The organism is Pseudomonas viridiflava (genome assembly GCF_001642795.1).
Classification (GTDB): Bacteria; Pseudomonadota; Gammaproteobacteria; order Pseudomonadales; family Pseudomonadaceae; genus Aquipseudomonas; species Aquipseudomonas viridiflava.
On sequence record NZ_LKEH01000023.1, the window covers coordinates 121,743 to 139,589 of the forward strand.

Here is a 17,847-nt window from a genome sequence, read left to right on the forward strand (position 1 = left end):
ATTCAACATGACAGAGGAAGTTAGTAATGCCTGCTCAATCCGCAACTTATGATTCCATTGGTGAACGTTTCGAAGCTTTTACCGACAGCGCTTCACAACGCTCGGTTGAAACTGAAACCTTTTTTCACATGGTCGGCGATATCAAAGGCAAGTCTGTACTGGATCTGGCCTGCGGCTTTGGCTTTTTCGGACGGGAGCTGCTTCGACAGGGTGCCAGCAAGGTGATGGGTGTGGATATTTCTGCCTCCATGATCGAGCTGGCGCGACAGGAGTCGGCTCGCAACAAGGAAGCCATTGAATACAAGGTCGCCAATGTCCTGGACCTGGGCATCCTGCCGCAAGGCCCTTTTGACAGGGTCACCGCTGCGTGGCTGTTCAACTACGCCCAGTCGCCCGAGGATGTGGAAACGATGTTTGCCATCGTCGCGAAAAACCTCAAGCCGGGCGGCAAACTGATTGCCTATACCGTCGAGCCTGATTACCAGTTGGCGCAAGGCAATTTCACCACCTACGGCGTACGCCTGCTCAACGAACAACCCCACAACGGCGGTTATCGCTGCGATGCCGAATTCGTCACCGATCCGCCCAGCGCCTTCACGTTCTACCGCTGGAGCCGCGAGGTTTACGAAAACGCGATTTCCAAAGCGGGCTTCACGCGGTTCGAGTGGCAGAAGCCAATCATCTCTCAAAAAAACCGAGACAAGTTCCCCGACGGCTACTGGGACAACTTCGAGCGCAATTGCCTGCAGACCGGTTTGATCTGCATACGCTAATGGCGCGATTCGCCAGCCTCACATTCCAGGCTGGCGATTAATCCACCAGCGATTCAAAAGGCTGCGTACACATGGCAACTCATAATCCGTTCACTCACTGGCCGGTGTTCGAGGGCGCTATCACCACTCAGATGACCGACAGGCACCTGATGGGATTACCCGAACACTTTCATCAGACACAGAACCTGTCACTGCCGCTCGCGACCTGGAAATTATTGGCCCAGGAGCCTGCCGAACGACTCGTGGAACGCGTTCAGGACCCGGAATCTCCCCTGGCTGTGCGATTGGCGGCCGGACGGCTGCTGGCAGTTACCATCGACCCGCGTATCGACGTGCTGAATCCATCCATGATCGATATAGCAGGCGGTGACGTCTCGATCGGGCTGCCCGCAGAACGGCTCGACGCCGTGATGGACGAGCTGCAGGGGCTGGGAATTGACCGTTCCTGGATCGAAAAGGAAATACCGCGCCACGCGGTCACGCTCAAGCCCTATCGGATCGCTGAATTCCCGGTCACCAATCTGGAATACAAGGCCTTTCTGGAAGATGCTCAGGAACCTCGCATCCCGGAGAACTGGTCGTTCGGCCAGTTTCCGGCAGAGCGCGCCAACCATCCGGTATTCGGCGTCACTGTCGACGATGTGCAGGCGTACATCGACTGGCTGAATGCGCGCACACAGCGCCATTTCCGTCTGCCGACCGAGGCGGAGTGGGAATACGCCGCCGCGGGGCCGCAGAACCTTGCCTTCCCGTGGGGAGAGCGTTTTCTGCCCGACCATTGCAATACCGCAGAGCAGGGACTGTTCGGCTCATCGCCCATCGGGGCATTTGCCAAAGGTGCCTCGCCGTTCGGCTGCATGGACATGGCAGGTAATGTCGAAGAATACGTTGCTGACGATTACGCCCCTTATCCGGGCGGCAGACCGGTCGAAGACGATCTGATGACCGTCGTCGGCAATCATCGGGTTGCTCGTGGCGGGAGCTTCACCCGCTTCAGAGACCTGGCGCGCAATTGTCGCCGCCATGGAAAGTACCCTCGCGACATCTATGTGATGGGTTTTCGCCTGGCCGAAACACCTGCCGTATAGACGTGCCCGGCTCAGGGTAAAAACACAATAAAAACCGTTTACCACCATCAAGCAGGTTTACCTATGTCTAACGTACAGATACGCAATAAGGTTGATATTCCGCTCAATGATGGCAACTGCCCAGGTACGTTCATTACCTTTACCGGGCTGGATCCTTCTTTCGAACACATATTGATCAAATTGGGTCCCGACCGACAGGAAAGCCCACTGGTACGTATTCACTCCGAGTGCCTGACAGGAGACGTATTCAAATCCGAACGCTGTGATTGCGGACCGCAACTGAGCGAGTCCATTGCCCGGATGCATGAAGAAGGCGGCTACCTGATCTATCTGCGTCAGGAAGGTCGAGGCATCGGCCTGTATGCCAAGCTCGACGCCTATCGGCTGCAGGACACGGGCATGGATACCTTCGAAGCCAACGTACACCTGAGCTTCCCGGAAGATGGGCGCGACTTCTCGCTGGCCGCACGGATGCTGAAGGCTGTGGGTGTGAAGGCCTGCCGTCTGATCACCAATAATCCCGACAAGGTATCGGCATTGGAATCCAACGGCGTGCGGGTCGATGCCACTATTCCCACCGGCGTTTTCATCACTCGGCATAACCGCGGTTACTTGCAGGCCAAGATCGACAAGAAACAGCACGTTATCAATATCAACAACTAAACGGTCCTCGTAGCGAAGAGCTGCCTATCAGCGGGCGGGCACCGGCTTGCCTGAAATCGACCGGTTTATTTATCTAAAGGATATAGAGCATGCGCCATTTCGGACCTATCAGCGGTATTACCGCCTTCAACGATATTTATGTAGCCACGGCCGGTTATGACAACCAGGTCATCTTGTGGAATGCCAAGACCAAAACACCTATTCAACGCGTCCTTCATGACCATCTGGCCAATCAGTGCGCGTTCAATGCCGACGGAACACTGCTGGTCAGCGCCAGCAGCGATTACACCGCCCGCGTATGGGAAGTTCCGTCACTGCGCCTCAAAGCCGTGCTCATCGGGCATGAGGACGATATTGAAATGGCCGCTTTTTCACCTGACGGCCAGACCATTGCTACCAGTTCCCGCGACCATACGATCCGCCTGTTCGATACTCAAGGGCACACGAAACACATCCTGCGAGGGCATGGCGCCGATGTGATCTCCGTCTGTTGGTCGGCCGACGGCAGAACACTGGTATCAAGCAGTGACGACGGTTCCATCCGGCGCTGGAATGCCGGGACCGGCGAGTGTATCGATATCATTGATCTGGGCGGTGTGGAAACCGACACCGTCGCGTTGTCGAGGGACGGGATCATTTTCGCCGGTGACGACGAGGGCAAGATTTCCGTGATCACGGCTCAAGGCACACAGCTCTACCCTGCCCATGCGGCCGGCATCAAACGCATCGTCTGGGATGACGCGCAACGTCTGCTGGTGAGCCTGAGTTATGACCGCTGCGTCATGCTCTGGCACCTGGATGAACAGAACAAACTGACGACAACCGCTCAAACGTCACTGCCCAGCATCATCTGGCCACGCAGTTGCACGCTGCTGGGCACTGAACGCATCGCCTTCGTGACCTTCGGCTCCAGCTACGCAACCTGGAACTTCGTCACGCAGGAATGGGACCTGAACGGCATCGAGCCTGCCGTCAGTCTCAACGCAGTGGCTGTCGTCGAGAACGATATCTACAGCATCGGCGATGCGGGCATCCTGCAGATCAATGGGCAGCCAAGTACCCACGCAGGCAGTCTGTGCAACTTTCTGCTGCCCTTTGGAGACAGTGTGCTGACCGGCGGACAGATGGGGACGGTGTTCGACGCGCGTACCGGCGAAGCCCTCTATCAACACCGCTCTCCCCTGAACTGCGGGACCACCTTCGAGCGAAACGGCCAGCTTCATGCGGCCATCGGGACCTACACCGGTGAGGCGCTGATTTTTTGCCTGGAGGCTGGCAAACCCCGCTTTGTGACCGCTGTGTCTTTGCATGAAAACGCGATCAAAGGCATCGCCGCAGATGAAGGCTTTTTGTTCAGTGTGTGTGCAACTGCTGCGGCTGCCTTTCACCGGATCAGCGACTTTGGTCTGGAACGCTACCTCGACAAGGCGCACGCACGAATCTCGAATGGCTGCACCCGCATCGAGGATGGGTTTGCCAGCATCGGCAGAGACCTCAAGTTGCGTCTGTGGCGTGACGGTCAGGACGAAGTCTTCGACACGCCTCACGACCACTCGATCAAGTGCATCGCCATTTCGCAGGATCGCCAGCACATCGCGACAGGCAGCTACGGCGGTACGGTTGCCATCTTCGACGTCGCCAAACGGCATTGGGTGATGGTGCAGAAGCCGACGGCCAGCGGAATCTCGTGCCTGTCACAGAACGCCGACGGCACCGGTTTTCTGGCCAGCGCCTATGACGGCAGGATCTACCCGATCCAGGTCAGGACGGGGACGCAAGCACGCCCATGAACCATTTCACTGAGTGCGACTTCCAGCACATGCAACATGCCTTGACGCTGGCAGAGCGTGGCAGCCACTCCACGTGGCCCAACCCTCGGGTGGGCTGCGTGATCGCCCACGGCATGCATGTCGTGGGCGAAGGCTGGCATCGAAGCGCTGGCGGTCCCCATGCCGAAGTGTTCGCGCTGCGTCAGGCAGGCGCATCGGCCAGGGGGGCGACAGCCTATGTCACGCTTGAACCCTGCAGCCACGTGGGACGAACCGGTGCCTGTTATCAGGCACTGATCGAAAGCGGCATCGCATCGGTTGTCGTCGCCCACGAGGATCCTTTCGAACAGGTCAACGGCCGAGGCATCGCCCTGCTGCGAGAGGCCGGTATCGAGGTCAAGGTCGGCCTGCTTCGAACGGCCGCAAGAGAACTCAATCGCGGATTTCTGTCCAGCGTCGAGCGGCAGCGCCCGTGGGTGCAGCTCAAGCTGGGCATGAGTCTGGACGGTCGAACAGCGTTGAAGAATGGTCGTTCTCAGTGGATTTCCAGTCCGCAGGCCCGTGCCGATGTGCAGTTCTGGAGGGCACGTAGCGCGGCCATCCTGACCGGCAGCGGTACGGTGCTCGCGGATGACCCTTTATTGACGGTGCGCCAGTTGTCATCGCCGGAAGCCTTGCAGCCGGTGAGGGTTGTGCTGGACAGTCAGGCGCGTGTTCCGGGTAGCGCACGGGTATTCAACTCATTGGCGCCCAGCCTGCATGTCATCGGGCGCGACGCCGAACCGCAGCAGGATCACCGTCCTGATCTGCTGCGCCTGGACACGGACACTCAAGGGCTGGACCTCAAGGCGCTCATGCATGCACTGAGCAAACGCGGCCTGCATGACGTCATGGTGGAAGCCGGGCCGACGCTGGCCGGTACCCTGCTCAGCGCTCATCTGGTAGATGAATTGCTGCTCTACATGGCGCCTCGTCTGCTGGGGGATCTCGCCCGACCACTGGTGCATATGGCAGAGCTGACCAACCTTGAAGACAGTCTGGATTTCGATGTTTACGACGTCACAAAAATGGGACCGGACCTGCGCCTGCGCCTGCGCCCGACTCAGCCGGCGGGGTCTCGATGAGACGCCACCTGTTCGACCTGTTCGCGTAGCCACTTATGGGCAGGGTCTTCGTTGAAGCGGTGGTGCCAGATCTGCACGAACGGAAACGGCGGTATGGCCAGCGGCGGGCTGAGCTTGATCAGCGTGTCGTCCACCTCCGCCTCATCCAGCGTTCGGGTGGCGACGGTGAGGATCAAATCGGTCTGGCTGATCATCCGGGGGGCCGTACGCCAGTGCGGCACGCTGACAGCGATGCGGCGATGCAGACCCTGAGCACGCAACAGGTTATCGATCTCGCCGATGCTTCCATCCATGGACACGGAAATGTGTGGACGCATCAGGTAACTGTCCAGGTCGAGCACGCCATTGGATGGCAGCGTCTTGCGATCAAGCAGGCACGAGAATGTCTCTTCGAACAGCGTGGACTGGGCGATGTCGGCGGGCAGACCGGGAAACACGCCAAGCGCCAGATCGATCTTGCCCTGAGTGACCTGCTCAAGCATGCCGGGGCGGCTGCCCTGCGTCACGACGACGGTGGTGTTGGGAGCCTGTTTGCGAATGCGCACCAGCAGCCTGGGCAACACGATGGCTGCACCGTAGTCGGACATTGCCAGATTGAAGGTACGTTGCGAGCTGGCAGGTTCGAAGGCAATGGAGTTGCCGAACAGGGTCTCGATCTGGCTCAGCACTTCCTTGACGGGCATCTGGATGTTGAGCGCCAGCGCGCTCAGGTACACCTCGTTGCCCTTCCTGATCAGGATCGGGTCGTCGAGCAGGCTGCGCAGTTTGCTCAGGGAGTGGCTGATTGCAGGCTGACTCAGGTGCAGACGCTCGCCCGTGCGGGTGACGTGCTTTTCTGTCAGCAAGGCATCAAGCACCACCAACAGATTCAAATCGATGTTACGCAACAAGACATTCACCATCCATGGCCTTCCAAACCCGAGGGGTTTCTTTGTCTCAAAAAAGGAGAGCGACACATGCCACGACTCAACAGGATCATTGAGACAGCGCTCTATGTGAAAGATCTTACAGAAGCCAAGAATTTTTACTACAACACGCTCGACCTTGAAGTCATGGTGGAAAGCAGTGTACTGGTCGCCCTGAACGTCGGAGGTTTGAACACGCTGCTGCTGTTTAAACGCGGTGCATCGCTTGAGACTAAACACTTGAGCGGCGGGGAAATTCCGCCACACGATGCGAGCGGACGCATACACGTATGCTTTGCTATAGACGCCCGGGAGATGGACGCCTGGGTGGAACGTCTCGAGCAGGCTGACGTTCCCATAGAGGGCCGCACGGAATGGCCAAAGGGCGGATCGAGCATCTACTTCCGCGATCCGGATGACAACCTGATCGAGCTTCTGACCCCTGGCTGCTGGCCAATCTACTGAACCATTGAGTCAAGGATGAACGTTGATGATTTACGTCGGTGCAGTGAAGCGCCATCCCTATGTGCTGATCGTCCTGTCAGGGCTGCTGGTCTGTGGCGCGGTCTGGGGAGTGCTCGGCAATAAGGCCCCGGCCGAAAACGCGGCGCCAGCGCCCATCAAGGTCGCGGTCGCCACCGTTAACAGCACGCCTTTCACCTACTACCTGGACACGATCGGCGAGCTGGAAGCGCTTCAGGAAGTCGGTGTGCCGGCCGAAGTCGGCGGCCGGATTGTCGAGTTGCCTGTCACCTCGGGACAGCGGGTCGAGCGAGGCCAGGTGCTGGTACGTCTCAACGATGCCCGTCAGCGGGGCGAGCGTGTGCGTCTGCAGGGCGAGCTTGAAAACGCGAAGGTGCGTCTTGACCGTGCTCGTCAGTTGGCAAGCGTCAGCGCCATGTCGAAACAGGAAGCAGGCGATGCGCAGAGCCAGTACCTGACGGCAAAAGGCGCATTGCAGGCACTGGAAGCAGAGATCGATCAACTCACGATCAGGGCACCTTTCGCCGGTACGCTGGGCATTCGACAAGTGCATCTGGGCCAATACGTCAGTCAGGGCCAAACGCTGATCAATCTGGTGGGCAGCCAAGGCTTTTACGTCAACTTCAGCGTACCGGAGCAGGCGCTTGCCTACCTGGCAAAGGATGGCGCTGTGGAGGTGGCGCTGGACTCCCTGCCCGACCAGTCAACGACTGCCGTCATCACCACGCTGGACCCGATGCTGGATCGCTCACGAATGATCAACGTGCAGGCTCGCCTGCAACAGGCCCCTGAAGCGGCGCTTCCGCGTATGTTCGCCCGCGTACGCGTGCCCAGAGCAAGCAATCAGGAGGTACTGACCGTGCCGGAAACCGCAGTCACCTACAGCGCTTACGGCGAGCAGATGTACATCGTTCAACCCGGCAAAGACCGGCAACCACCGACGGCGCGCCGCATTGCGGTCAGGACCGGAGAGCGCCGCGACGGCCAGGTGATTGTCGAAGAAGGCATCAGCCCCGGCGATCGGATCGTGGTTGCCGGGCAGATAAAACTCAGCGACGGCGCAGCCATTGAAACCGTCGAAACCAGCGTTCTCGACCCACGAAAAACCACTGCACAGACGGGGTCGAGCCAATGAAATTTACAGACGTCTTCGTCCAGCGACCCGTGCTCGCGCTGGTGGTCAGTCTTCTGATTATTCTGGCCGGTCTCAAGGCGTTTCAGGATCTACCGGTGCGTCAGTACCCGCTTCTGGAAAGCTCGACCATTACCGTCACCACCGATTATCCCGGTGCGCCGGCCGAGTTGATGCAGGGGTTTGTCACCCAGCCCATCAATCAGTCCCTCGCATCGGTCGAAGGGGTGGATTACGTCAGCTCTTCATCGGTACAGGGACGTAGCCTGATTACCTTGCGCATGGGCCTCAATCAGGACTCGGCGAAGGCCCTGAGCGAGGTCATTGCCAAGGTCAATCAGGTCAAGTATCGCCTGCCCGAGCAGGCCTATGATCCGGTCATTGATCGCTCTGCCGGCGATTCGACGGCCGTGGCTTATGTGGGCTTTTCCAGCGATCAGCTTTCGGCTGCGGCACTGAGCGATTATCTCGACCGTGTGGTTCAGCCCATGTTGTCCAGTATTGACGGCGTGGCGAAGGTACAAACCTTCGGTGGCCAGCGTCTGGCAATGAGGTTATGGCTCGATCCACGCAGCCTTGCCGGTCATGGGGTCAGCGCTGAAGACGTTGAACAGGCGATTCTGGCCAACAACTTTCAGGCAGCACCAGGCCAGATAAAAGGTCAGTACGTGGTGAGTTCGATCCAGGTCAACACCGACCTGAGCAATCTGGAAGAATTCCGCGACATGGTCATCAGCAATCGCGGCGACCGCCTGCTGCGCCTGCGTGATGTCGGCACCGTGGAACTGGGTTCCGCGACCTACGAAACCAGTGCGCTCATGGATGGTAAACCCGCGGTGCATCTGGGCCTTTATGCCACGCCTGACGGCAACCCGCTGACCATTGTGGCCGCCATCCGCGAACAGCTTCCCGCTATCGAAAAGACCCTGCCGCCAGGCGTGCACGCAGCGCTGGCGTTCGAGACGGCGATGTTCATTCATGCGTCCATCATCGAAGTCATCGAGACTCTGATCGAAGCCGTGCTGATCGTCGTGCTGATCATTTACCTGTGCCTGGGATCGGCGCGCAGTGTGCTGATCCCCATCCTCAGCATCCCGCTGTCGATGCTGGGTGCGCTGGCGCTCATGACCCTGTTCGGTTTCAGCATCAACCTGCTGACCCTGCTCGCGATGGTTCTGGCCACAGGCCTGGTGGTGGACGATGCAATCGTGGTGATGGAAAACATTTACCGGCACATTCTCGAGGGCCTGAGCCCTTCGCAGGCTGCGCTGACCGGCGCTCGCGAAATTGCCTCTCCGGTCATCGCCATGACCCTTACTCTGGCTGCTGTCTACATGCCCATCGGGCTGATGACGGGGCTGACCGGAGCGCTGTTCAAAGAGTTCGCGCTGACGCTGGCGGGCGCGGTACTGGTGTCCGGAGTAATCGCCCTCACCCTGACACCGGTACTGTGCGCCAGACTGTTGCCTGCCGGTCAGAACGAAGGCCGGATGAGCCAACGCGCCGAAGCTTTTTTTCACTGGCTCGCGCGGCACTATCAGCGCCTGCTGGTCGCCTCGCTGCGTAGGCGCGGAGCCGTTCTGGTCTTCGCCGTACTGGTGCTGATCAGCCTGCCCTGGCTTTACGGTCAGGCGGCCAGAGAGCTGGCGCCGAATGAAGATCAGGGCAACCTGTTGCTGGCCATCAAATCCCCGCAACATGCCAATCTGGATTACGTCGAACGCTATGCAGACCAGGTGAGCCGCATCATGGCCAGCGTGCCGGAAGCATCCAGTACCTGGATCATCAACGGCACGGACGGCGTGGCCGCCAGCTTCGCAGGGGTCAACTTCAGCCCGTGGGAGGAGCGCAGCCGCAGCGCTCTGACGATACAGGCCCAACTGCAGAACGCTGTCGATGCTGCCGAAGGGCAATCCATTTTCGTGTTCCAGCTACCAGCCCTGCCTGCTTCGACCGGAGGTCTGCCCATTCAACTGGTGTTACGCAGCACCCAGGACTATCGAGGGTTGTATGAGGCCATGGAGGACCTCAAACAGCGTGCGCGTGAGAGCGGGCTGTTCGCCGTCGTCGACAGTGATCTGGCGTTCGACAACCCTGTCGTCCAGGTGCGCATCGACCGCAGCAAGGCGAACAGCATTGGCATTCGCATGCAAGACATCGGCACCACACTCGCGGTGCTGGTCGGCGAGAAATACACCAATCGCTTTGGCCTTCAAGGTCGCTCGTATGACGTCATCACCCAGACTTCCGCCAACAATCGGCTGACACCTCAAGCGCTCAACAACCTGTACGTGAGCACCGATCAGGGTCGACAGGTCCCACTGTCCACCGTGGTGACGCTGGAACGCGATATACAACCCAACGCGTTGAAGCAGTTCAATCAGCAGAACGCCGCCATCCTGCAGGCCGTGCCCGCGCCCGGCGTGAGCATCGGTGCGGCAGTGGCGTTTCTTCAGGAACAGAGCGCAACACTGCCCAGCGGATTCACCCATGACTGGCAAGCCGAAGCCCGGCAGTTCATCCATGAAGGCAACGCCCTTCTCTATGCATTTCTATTCGCTCTGATCGTCATCTACATGGTGCTGGCAGCCCAATACGAAAGCCTGATCGACCCGTTGATCATCCTCATCACCGTGCCGCTGTCGATCTGTGGGGCCTTGATCCCCTTGGCGATGGGGCTGGCCAGTCTGAACATCTACACCCAGATCGGGCTGGTGACACTGATCGGACTGATCAGCAAACACGGCATCCTCATGGTGGAATTCGCCAACGAACTGCGCGCCCTCAGCGGCGGCACATCCGCCCAAGCCATCGTACGGGCCTCACGCATCCGCCTGCGTCCCATCCTGATGACCACAGCCGCAATGGTCGTAGGCCTTATCCCATTGCTGTTCGCCTCAGGCGCTGGCGCCAACAGCCGCTTCGGCCTGGGTCTGGTAATCGTCATCGGCATGATGACAGGGACCTTGTTCACGCTGTTTGTACTGCCTGCGATTTATACGGTGTTGTCACGGGAAGGCAGATCGGTGGGTGAGGGAGCTGCGGGTGAATTGAGTAAGGTGTGATTTTTGGAGCGGGGGGAAGTTGGCACCTTCCGTTGTCTGCTGCTGTTGCGACGCCAGGAAAGCGCGCAATTTATCGTCCGGCAACGCAAGCTGGCGGCCGAACTTCCCCTCGGAGACGCTTGACAATCCGCCCCCATGGCGGGCTTTCTCATTTCTAGACTTTAAACCAGTCAGAAGTGAGGATTTGGCTTCTTCGCCATCGATTGGCCTAAACCACTCAACGCAGAGTTTCTGCTTATCTCGCAGGGCGTACTCAAAAGACATAGGGATACCACAGATGCTGCCCACGACCTGTGGCGCCTCAATGTGCCTTAGCGAGCTTAATCGAAAACCGCACCCCACCCTCGACGTTCTTGACGTGAACGTCGCCGCCCATCTTTTTTACATATTGCTTGGCCACGAACAGCCCCAACCCCTGATGCTCGCTATCAGAGTCACGACTGCTGACGCCGTACTCGAAGATCTCATCAATCTGATAAAACGGGATATGTGGCCCCTGATTACCCACCTCGATCAGCACCCAACTTGCGTCGGCGAACACTTTGAGGGTAATTTCTGTACCCTTATTTCGAAACTCTTTGGCGTTGTTCAAGATTGCCGTCAGTGACGCTTCTAACATGTCGCCGTCGGCACTGACATACAATGAGCCAGGAGAATGAGCAAAGATAATAGCCCCCTCACTTGATTCGGCGGCGTTTTCCAGATACTCAACTATGTTTTCTTTGGTGAGATGACCACGAGATGCGTTAATCGCTTCCTTGGGGCCAAGCGACTTTCCCAAACTCGACCCCGCAGAGTTACCAGAGAGCATTTTTAAGGCGTAAGAAATTCGCTTAAGGCTCTTGGCGCTAGGATCGTCAAGCCTGTTGTGACGTATCAGCAGTTCCTGCAAGGGTGACTTGATTTCATGGCCAATGGCGCGAAGGATATCGCTTTCGTTTTTAGCGTTCTCCAGAGCCTCTCGCCCGTACGTGGTAATAGATTTGTGCAGATCTTCAATACTGGCCCATAGCACGCCAACTTCGTCATGCTGGTTAGAGATCACATACGGCAACTTAAAATCATCCGCATCCGAGTAACGCCCCCGCATATAAATAGTGTTACGTCTGACATTGTTCAGAGGTGCCAGAACATAGTGGTAAATGGCGAAACCACTTATCATTAGGAGGGTGCCGAGGATCGCTGCGAACGCCAAAATCGCTTTCGCCGCAGCGCTCCACCCGCCCAGTACCAAGGCAGGATTTCCGCTCAGCTCGATCCTGCTGCCGTTAGAGAGCATTGCGGATCTCTGGTTATCAATCGAGGGCGTCACCAGCTCAACGACTCCGTTGGCCAAACGTGCCAGCGCTGAACGACTTTCATTGCGACCACCATGATTGCCAGCGAACACCTCGATAGGTTCACTTCCGGGAGATGCAATGAAGCGAAGGCTTTCTCCTGGTGACAAGTACTGCGACATGGATTCAAATGAAAAAATAGGCCGCTCGTTGATTTCTAGGCCATTCATATACATCTGGCTTTGCCCGTCACCGGTAGGTCCGAGCAATTTCAACGCGACTCTTGCCTGCGAAATGTCTTCAGGAGGCCAGATGCTCTGCGTCCCGGGCGCTTCGATGTAGGCATACAAAGGTAGTTGAAGAATGAACTCGTAGCTGCTGACCGCTCCTGACGGGGCCAAGTGAGCCAGAATGCGTCCCTTTATATCGCGCTCACGGGTAAAATCATCGGCGCCTTGCTTGGTGGTTTTGAAACCAGCAATGCTCCATGCTGGGGAGAACAGCTTGGCGGTCGAAGCATCCGTCCGGCGCACCGGGTCGAAGGTGGCGACAAAGTTGCTAGTGCGCCCTCGCGCGGTCACTTCCACACTGAAGTGGTGGGCAGTGAACGGAGATTTGGCATAGGTAGGTGAAGTGAGCTCACTGTCTACATGAAAAGTCCCGCGAAGATAGACCAGCGCACCATAATCGCGATTTTCTAACACTCCAGCGCACAGTTGATCGCGTGGATCCTGCAAGCTTTTGAAGCTGCAGCCTAAAAGAGGTTTGAGGTCTTCGACATGGCTAGGAATAACATTGATAAACTCTAACGGCAGTTTAGCTACGGGTACACCGCGCCCATCTGAAGACTGCTCTCCAAAGTTAGAAAAGGCAATTTTACCCTCCAAACTTTCGAACTCAGCCGTGACACGCTGTAACGTTCTCTGAATGGCTGCCTGATATTGCTGTGCCACTGAAATATAGCTGAACCGCAGCACTCCGATTGTACCAAAGAACACTAGCAAAACCATGCCAGTCATAATGCCGACAATCAGCACACGAGCCTTGGCTCGATAAAGATTGCCTTTTAACTTACCTAAGGACTGACGCAGTCTTGCCATTGCACACCTTTCATCCTGATTACAACAACATGATCCGGCGACTCGCCCACCTCTTCTAAGGCGTCACGTATATTCTTGACGTGCTGACGAATAGCTTCCGAGTTACGGCCTGATTTCACCAATTCGAAAAAATCGGCATATGGGACATAAGCGCCTCGGCGCTCGTAAAGGCGCCAGAGAATGTTCTTGGCCGTCTGAGGGATATTCAAAGCTTTATTCTTGAAGCGCTTCTTGTCGTAGAATGGTCGTATGTAATCTGCGCCTCCTTATCTTCTACACTTGGTGCAGCCTGAGCCCTAAGCACCCGAAGTACCAGTTCGACAAACTCTTGCCCGTCCGGGGGAATGGGTTTTTCCATATAATCCCAAGCATCAAGTTGGCGCATGACACCACGGTAAAACGAGGCATCTAGTCCTGAGACCACCACGACTGGCGACTTGTGGTTACTTATGTTGGTCCGCAGTATTCCAACGCCCGCATTTTTCTCCGGTGGCAACTCGACATCCAAGACTATCAAACTGAAAACTATCTCTACGATGGCCTTTTCGGCGCTTTCTCTATCAAAATACTGGTGAACCTCAATGTCCTTGCCAATACTCTTGCAGAACCCAGCAAGGGCATTGTTCGTGTCACGAGAATCTTCAATTATTGCAATCTTTCTCATATTTTCTACCTCGCGCGCATATGGGGCTAGGGTACCAGCTCTACAATCCTAAAATCTCCGTATCAACGTGAGTGTTTACTCACGTTTGAAGCTAAAAACTTGCCTTGGATTGCAAAAACATCTCAATGCAATGGAGAAACAAGCACCCGATAATGGATCCAATTATTGACACCTACCTCACTAACGACTCCTTGCGTAGCCTTCAGTTCAGGCCAATTACGGCCCATGACATGCGCCATTGCTGCGCTTGTTCAATTAAATCGCAACTGATTCGAGGTTCACATGGCCGCACATTACGAAATTTTTCGCTCCACCCAGAACAACCAGTACTACTTCCACCTGAAAGCGCCGAATGGCGAAATCATCCTGGCCAGCGAGGGGTATATCCAGAAGCCCGGCTGCGAAAACGGAATAGCCTCATGCAAAGCGCATTCGCCGTACGAACAGTACTACGACAAGCGCGTTGCACAGAACCAGCGCCCGTATTTCGTATTGCGCGCCGCGAACAATCAAATCATAGGCACCAGCCAGACCTACAGCTCGGCCTACGCCCGCGACCAAGGTATTGTCGCAGTAAAAGCATATGGCTCAACCGCCACCACCATTGACCTTACCTAATGCTCTGAACTAGCCGCAGCGTTGCGAGCAGCCTTTCAACTCCACCAATTACGTGTATGCCCGGAACCAATGATGATTAGCTTTACCGTGTCGTACGATTTCATAAGTATCAAGAATTACAAGCTGTTGATCGATGAACTCGAGCGTCTCGGAGCGCATCGCTCGCAAGATTCCTTTTGGCTGGTAGCCTGCAACAATACCGCGAAAGGCCTGCATGACTACCTCAGGAAATTCATGGACGACGACGATAAGCTCTGGGTATCCGAGCTGACGCGCAACCATCATTACACCCAAGCTAACAGTGGCAAAAATGCTTGGATCGCGCAGAATCCGCTTGCCCGCTAGTTACTTGCGGACTGTAGTTGTGGCAGCAATTAGCCTCGAAGGATCGGGGCTTTAGACTCTTAGTGCGTAAGCCCGCCGACTTCGCGACAGTTCATATTCTACTGGTATAGAGCAAATGATTGGCTCACCCACACGACAGCCATGTGAGCAATCAATGCGTCTCTACGCAAGCATTTCACGGAAATTAAAGCTGTTCCGATTGCTCTCTAGCTGAGCATCCGCGGCGACGGATAGCTTCATCACGAAGTTTTTAAAAAGATAGTTATAATTAAAATCATAGCGATTTTAATTATCTGTATCAGATATTCATACAGCTAACCGCAGCGCTCAATCGCTGCCCTTACCGGCGAACTCGACTGTGCCGGAATCATAATAGGCCCAAATCCAAAACTGCTTCCGCAAGCTTTCGCAGACCGATCATTTACTCAAATGAGCCACCAGACGGTGGCTACATAGGCGTATTTACAGCATTGTCATATCATGAATTCAGCAGCTTGTAAGGGCGGTTTGAGTGGTCTCAGCTCAAGCATATGGTGCGCGGTCATCCATTTTTTTCATCTTCTCTTGAGCCCGAATAGCTAAGATAATTTTAGTCAGCAAACCTTAGGTGCGTCCCGAGCACGGAGACCCGAGAAAAGCGTCGCCAGCTACTCACTCAGAAGGTTAAAAGTTTTTAGCGACAAACATATTTATTCCCGAAAAACTTATTTCTTAGCTTCACGAGACCTGGCTGCCCGTAATATAGTTTGACACATTGGCCCCCTAGATCCGCGGGATTCAGCATCATTGATGACCACGGCAGCCAAAATATAGTTTGACACAGACAAATATGCTGACGAAAAACACCCTCTACCTTCTAGAATAAAGTTTGACACTGCGTCCGGTAAGCTTGCTTAACGATAGCCTTGCCGTTCCAGAGCTTCACAGCCCCATCAGCGTTGATCGAGCCTATGCCGGTTCTTCTAGTAAGATCGGCTGAAGGGTAAGTCGGCCGATTTTCATGGGCTCAGCCTTCTACTCTTACGACAAACCCACCCACGTTTTTATTGTGATAGTACGCATTTCCCCCTAGAGCCACATTGAAACCTGGAGGTCCCTGCCAATCCCGAGATACGCCGGTCGACTTGAGTAAAGCATCTGGGTCTACGCCATTTCTTGCAAAACTCTCCAAGTCCCATTCGAAAAAGCTGACGATGGCTTGGAACACAGGACCTGGCACACTAGACACTATGTAAAGACTTCCAATATTTATAGGGAGATTTAGCCGTGTCATGTCGGATAGAGCACAAACTAACCTCCTCAACCGAAAATGCCAGACCGACTCCAAGAGTATCTCAACTTGCTGAGAGGCTAAGGGGAATTTGCTCTTCCGCGTCGACGGGTCCGGAGGTAAACGGACTGGGAGTAGTTTTTGCAAATTGCTTAAATTAACCCGTTTTTGCCTTCTGGAAATCCTATATAGATCCTTACCCCCCTCGAGAAGGATCGCGGCAAACGCGCTATCTCTGGAGTCGCTAACGTCTTCGACCTCAGCATCCTCACGTTTTGGCGTGTTTATCTTCGCCATCAGCCATGCTTTGTCATTCTCATAAAGCCACCGAGTGGCTTTGTACGCGCTCGTCCAAAGATACTCCAGGCTGGCTTCAGCTCGGACCGCAAGAACGGTTTCGATTTTCTGTCGAAACTGCGCCTTACTCCCCACCTTTGGCTTTTCCTGCAGCGATGCTAACCTGGCACCTTCAACGCTCTGAAGAATGGATTCTTTCTTTAAGGCGTCCTCAAAATTATCAACGCAACCAAACAAATGCAGCGCAATGATCATATGCCGCGCAAGGGGCATATCCATCTGGCCCTTATAAGAAGTAAATCTTATCCATTGTTCATGTTTGCCCGTTGCGTATGCGCTATCCATTTGTGACAAAGCTTCATCACCATACTTATCCCGAATGCTGTTAAACAACTTTGCTGTGCCAGCTAACCTTCCGTGTACAAAACCTTTCTTTCTGCATTGCCGTAGGTAGCTAGAACATAACGCATCGCTGCTAATCAGGGGTAAATTGCGTTGTAGAAGCTCATGCGCGAATTCCGCAAACTTCTTTTCAAGCTGAATGCCTTGGTTAGCTTTCGCAGGGGCGAGAGCGCTCCAACCACATACGCAGGGCTCTGATAGGCCAGGAAGTAACCGCAGCTTTCGAAAGAACGGGTGAGAGCATTTGGGACACGCATGCATCAGTGAGTCGCCATGGCGCCAACAGACTGACACACCAGGCAAGTGGTGTGATCGATGCCAGTATGCATAACCCAGTTCAAGGAGGTCTTGCTGAACGCAGGTACGGCAGAGCTTTGCCTTACCATGGACCGTTCCCTCTCGGCGGGGAATACGGGCAACGCCATGGAGACCACGCCCTGCAACAGCGCAGTCTCCTCCTTGATTTATCCCCAGAAAAGGTCTGTAAAGAGGGAACGTGGTGTTCGTAAAGATCAGTTCGTCGAGATTGCTCTCAGTGTCTCCGGGCAGCCTGGTTGCAAGCACCTCAATCTGCTTCGGCAACATGCCTACCGAGAAAGTGGCCGAGCCGAACAGGTCGCGGAAGGTCTCACCCGCAGTTTTATTGCCTGAAAGGAAGTGGTAGCGAGTGATACGGGAATGTAGCGTCTCGCCAGGCATAGATATAGGGAAGAATAGAAGGTCAGACATCGGTTACCGACTTACGAAGTAGGGCTCGGAAAATACGTGCATTCAGTGACCGGTATGCTTGTATCAAACCAAGCAGTTATCAAAGGCCAGGATTCTTTGGAGTTTACACGAAGTAGATTTGCGTACTGAAGGACCTTAGGTGA

At 55.5% G+C, this 17,847-nt stretch carries 15 protein-coding genes; 10 read left to right on the top strand and 5 right to left on the bottom strand.

The features are described 5' to 3' along the window. The first annotated feature begins 26 nt into the window (after nucleotides 1-26). The 5 genes from AO065_RS09450 (at nucleotide 27) to ribD (ending at nucleotide 5,417) form a co-directional block, all read left to right on the top strand. Nucleotides 27-773, top strand: a complete 747-nt coding sequence (locus tag AO065_RS09450; protein ID WP_004882400.1) for a class I SAM-dependent methyltransferase — start codon at nucleotides 27-29, stop codon at nucleotides 771-773. Between the two features lie 71 nt (nucleotides 774-844). Further along, entirely contained in the window at nucleotides 845-1,861 is a 1,017-nt protein-coding gene (locus AO065_RS09455; RefSeq protein WP_004882401.1) for a formylglycine-generating enzyme family protein, read from the top strand. A 63-nt stretch (nucleotides 1,862-1,924) separates the two neighbouring features. Further along, the gene (locus AO065_RS09460) at nucleotides 1,925-2,524 is read left to right on the top strand and encodes a GTP cyclohydrolase II (RefSeq protein WP_004882402.1); all 600 of its coding nucleotides are present in this window, start codon (nucleotides 1,925-1,927) and stop codon (nucleotides 2,522-2,524) included. Nucleotides 2,525-2,613: 89 nt separating this feature from the next. Continuing rightward, nucleotides 2,614-4,314, top strand: a complete 1,701-nt coding sequence (locus tag AO065_RS09465) for a WD40 repeat domain-containing protein (protein WP_004882403.1) — start codon at nucleotides 2,614-2,616, stop codon at nucleotides 4,312-4,314. Then, nucleotides 4,311-5,417, top strand: a complete 1,107-nt coding sequence (gene ribD / locus AO065_RS09470) for a bifunctional diaminohydroxyphosphoribosylaminopyrimidine deaminase/5-amino-6-(5-phosphoribosylamino)uracil reductase RibD (RefSeq protein WP_004882404.1) — start codon at nucleotides 4,311-4,313, stop codon at nucleotides 5,415-5,417. Before AO065_RS09465 ends, ribD begins: the two co-directional genes overlap by 4 nt. On the opposite strand, the gene AO065_RS09475 is transcribed toward ribD, so the two are convergent. Further along, nucleotides 5,396-6,319 carry a LysR substrate-binding domain-containing protein gene (locus AO065_RS09475; protein ID WP_004882405.1) on the bottom strand — a complete coding sequence of 308 codons (924 nt, stop codon included), beginning with the start codon at nucleotides 6,317-6,319 and terminating at the stop codon, nucleotides 5,396-5,398. The genes ribD and AO065_RS09475 overlap by 22 nt on opposite strands. A gap of 54 nt (nucleotides 6,320-6,373) precedes the next feature. On the opposite strand from AO065_RS09475, the gene AO065_RS09480 reads away from it, so the two are divergent. Genes AO065_RS09480 through AO065_RS09490 form a run of 3 tightly spaced genes read left to right on the top strand, consistent with a single transcriptional unit; the run spans nucleotide 6,374 to nucleotide 11,002 of the window. Next, on the top strand, nucleotides 6,374-6,787 hold the full coding sequence (locus AO065_RS09480; protein WP_004882406.1) for a VOC family protein: 414 nt from the start codon (nucleotides 6,374-6,376) through the stop codon (nucleotides 6,785-6,787). Between the two features lie 25 nt (nucleotides 6,788-6,812). Then, on the top strand, nucleotides 6,813-7,940 hold the full coding sequence (locus AO065_RS09485) for an efflux RND transporter periplasmic adaptor subunit (protein WP_004882407.1): 1,128 nt from the start codon (nucleotides 6,813-6,815) through the stop codon (nucleotides 7,938-7,940). Further along, on the top strand, nucleotides 7,937-11,002 hold the full coding sequence (locus AO065_RS09490; protein ID WP_004882408.1) for a MexW/MexI family multidrug efflux RND transporter permease subunit: 3,066 nt from the start codon (nucleotides 7,937-7,939) through the stop codon (nucleotides 11,000-11,002). Before AO065_RS09485 ends, AO065_RS09490 begins: the two co-directional genes overlap by 4 nt. 301 nt (nucleotides 11,003-11,303) lie before the next feature. On the opposite strand, the gene AO065_RS09495 is transcribed toward AO065_RS09490, so the two are convergent. Genes AO065_RS09495 through AO065_RS09500 form a run of 3 tightly spaced genes read right to left on the bottom strand, consistent with a single transcriptional unit; the run spans nucleotide 11,304 to nucleotide 14,043 of the window. Next, on the bottom strand, nucleotides 11,304-13,379 hold the full coding sequence (locus tag AO065_RS09495; protein WP_004882409.1) for a sensor histidine kinase: 2,076 nt from the start codon (nucleotides 13,377-13,379) through the stop codon (nucleotides 11,304-11,306). Next, nucleotides 13,355-13,588 (bottom strand): winged helix-turn-helix domain-containing protein, encoded by a 234-nt coding sequence (locus AO065_RS27780; RefSeq protein WP_157788262.1) that lies wholly within the window; start codon nucleotides 13,586-13,588, stop codon nucleotides 13,355-13,357. Before AO065_RS27780 ends, AO065_RS09495 begins: the two co-directional genes overlap by 25 nt. Then, nucleotides 13,585-14,043, bottom strand: a complete 459-nt coding sequence (locus AO065_RS09500) for a response regulator (RefSeq protein WP_032651033.1) — start codon at nucleotides 14,041-14,043, stop codon at nucleotides 13,585-13,587. Before AO065_RS09500 ends, AO065_RS27780 begins: the two co-directional genes overlap by 4 nt. 282 nt (nucleotides 14,044-14,325) lie before the next feature. Between AO065_RS09500 and AO065_RS09505 the strand changes: the two genes are divergently transcribed. Both AO065_RS09505 and AO065_RS09510 read left to right on the top strand, forming a co-directional pair. Continuing rightward, entirely contained in the window at nucleotides 14,326-14,661 is a 336-nt protein-coding gene (locus AO065_RS09505) for a YegP family protein (RefSeq protein ID WP_004882410.1), read from the top strand. A 72-nt stretch (nucleotides 14,662-14,733) separates the two neighbouring features. Next, the gene (locus AO065_RS09510) at nucleotides 14,734-15,006 is read left to right on the top strand and encodes a hypothetical protein (RefSeq protein WP_004882411.1); all 273 of its coding nucleotides are present in this window, start codon (nucleotides 14,734-14,736) and stop codon (nucleotides 15,004-15,006) included. A 1,006-nt stretch (nucleotides 15,007-16,012) separates the two neighbouring features. On the opposite strand, the gene AO065_RS26555 is transcribed toward AO065_RS09510, so the two are convergent. Then, entirely contained in the window at nucleotides 16,013-17,704 is a 1,692-nt protein-coding gene (locus tag AO065_RS26555) for a TniQ family protein (protein WP_080597929.1), read from the bottom strand. Nucleotides 17,705-17,847 lie beyond the last annotated feature (143 nt).

Excerpts from the sequence above, each read along its gene's own strand:
- AO065_RS09450 (WP_004882400.1), top strand. The coding sequence starts at position 27 with ATGCCTGCTCAATCCGCAACTTATGATTCCATTGGTGAACGTTTCGAA.
- AO065_RS09455 (WP_004882401.1), top strand. The coding sequence starts at position 845 with ATGGCAACTCATAATCCGTTCACTCACTGGCCGGTGTTCGAGGGCGCT.
- AO065_RS09460 (WP_004882402.1), top strand. The coding sequence starts at position 1,925 with ATGTCTAACGTACAGATACGCAATAAGGTTGATATTCCGCTCAATGAT.
- AO065_RS09465 (WP_004882403.1), top strand. The coding sequence starts at position 2,614 with ATGCGCCATTTCGGACCTATCAGCGGTATTACCGCCTTCAACGATATT.
- ribD (WP_004882404.1), top strand. The coding sequence starts at position 4,311 with ATGAACCATTTCACTGAGTGCGACTTCCAGCACATGCAACATGCCTTG.
- AO065_RS09475 (WP_004882405.1), bottom strand. The coding sequence starts at position 6,319 with ATGGTGAATGTCTTGTTGCGTAACATCGATTTGAATCTGTTGGTGGTG.
- AO065_RS09480 (WP_004882406.1), top strand. The coding sequence starts at position 6,374 with ATGCCACGACTCAACAGGATCATTGAGACAGCGCTCTATGTGAAAGAT.
- AO065_RS09485 (WP_004882407.1), top strand. The coding sequence starts at position 6,813 with ATGATTTACGTCGGTGCAGTGAAGCGCCATCCCTATGTGCTGATCGTC.
- AO065_RS09490 (WP_004882408.1), top strand. The coding sequence starts at position 7,937 with ATGAAATTTACAGACGTCTTCGTCCAGCGACCCGTGCTCGCGCTGGTG.
- AO065_RS09495 (WP_004882409.1), bottom strand. The coding sequence starts at position 13,379 with ATGGCAAGACTGCGTCAGTCCTTAGGTAAGTTAAAAGGCAATCTTTAT.
- AO065_RS09500 (WP_032651033.1), bottom strand. The coding sequence starts at position 14,043 with ATGAGAAAGATTGCAATAATTGAAGATTCTCGTGACACGAACAATGCC.
- AO065_RS09505 (WP_004882410.1), top strand. The coding sequence starts at position 14,326 with ATGGCCGCACATTACGAAATTTTTCGCTCCACCCAGAACAACCAGTAC.
- AO065_RS09510 (WP_004882411.1), top strand. The coding sequence starts at position 14,734 with ATGATTAGCTTTACCGTGTCGTACGATTTCATAAGTATCAAGAATTAC.
- AO065_RS26555 (WP_080597929.1), bottom strand. The coding sequence starts at position 17,704 with ATGTCTGACCTTCTATTCTTCCCTATATCTATGCCTGGCGAGACGCTA.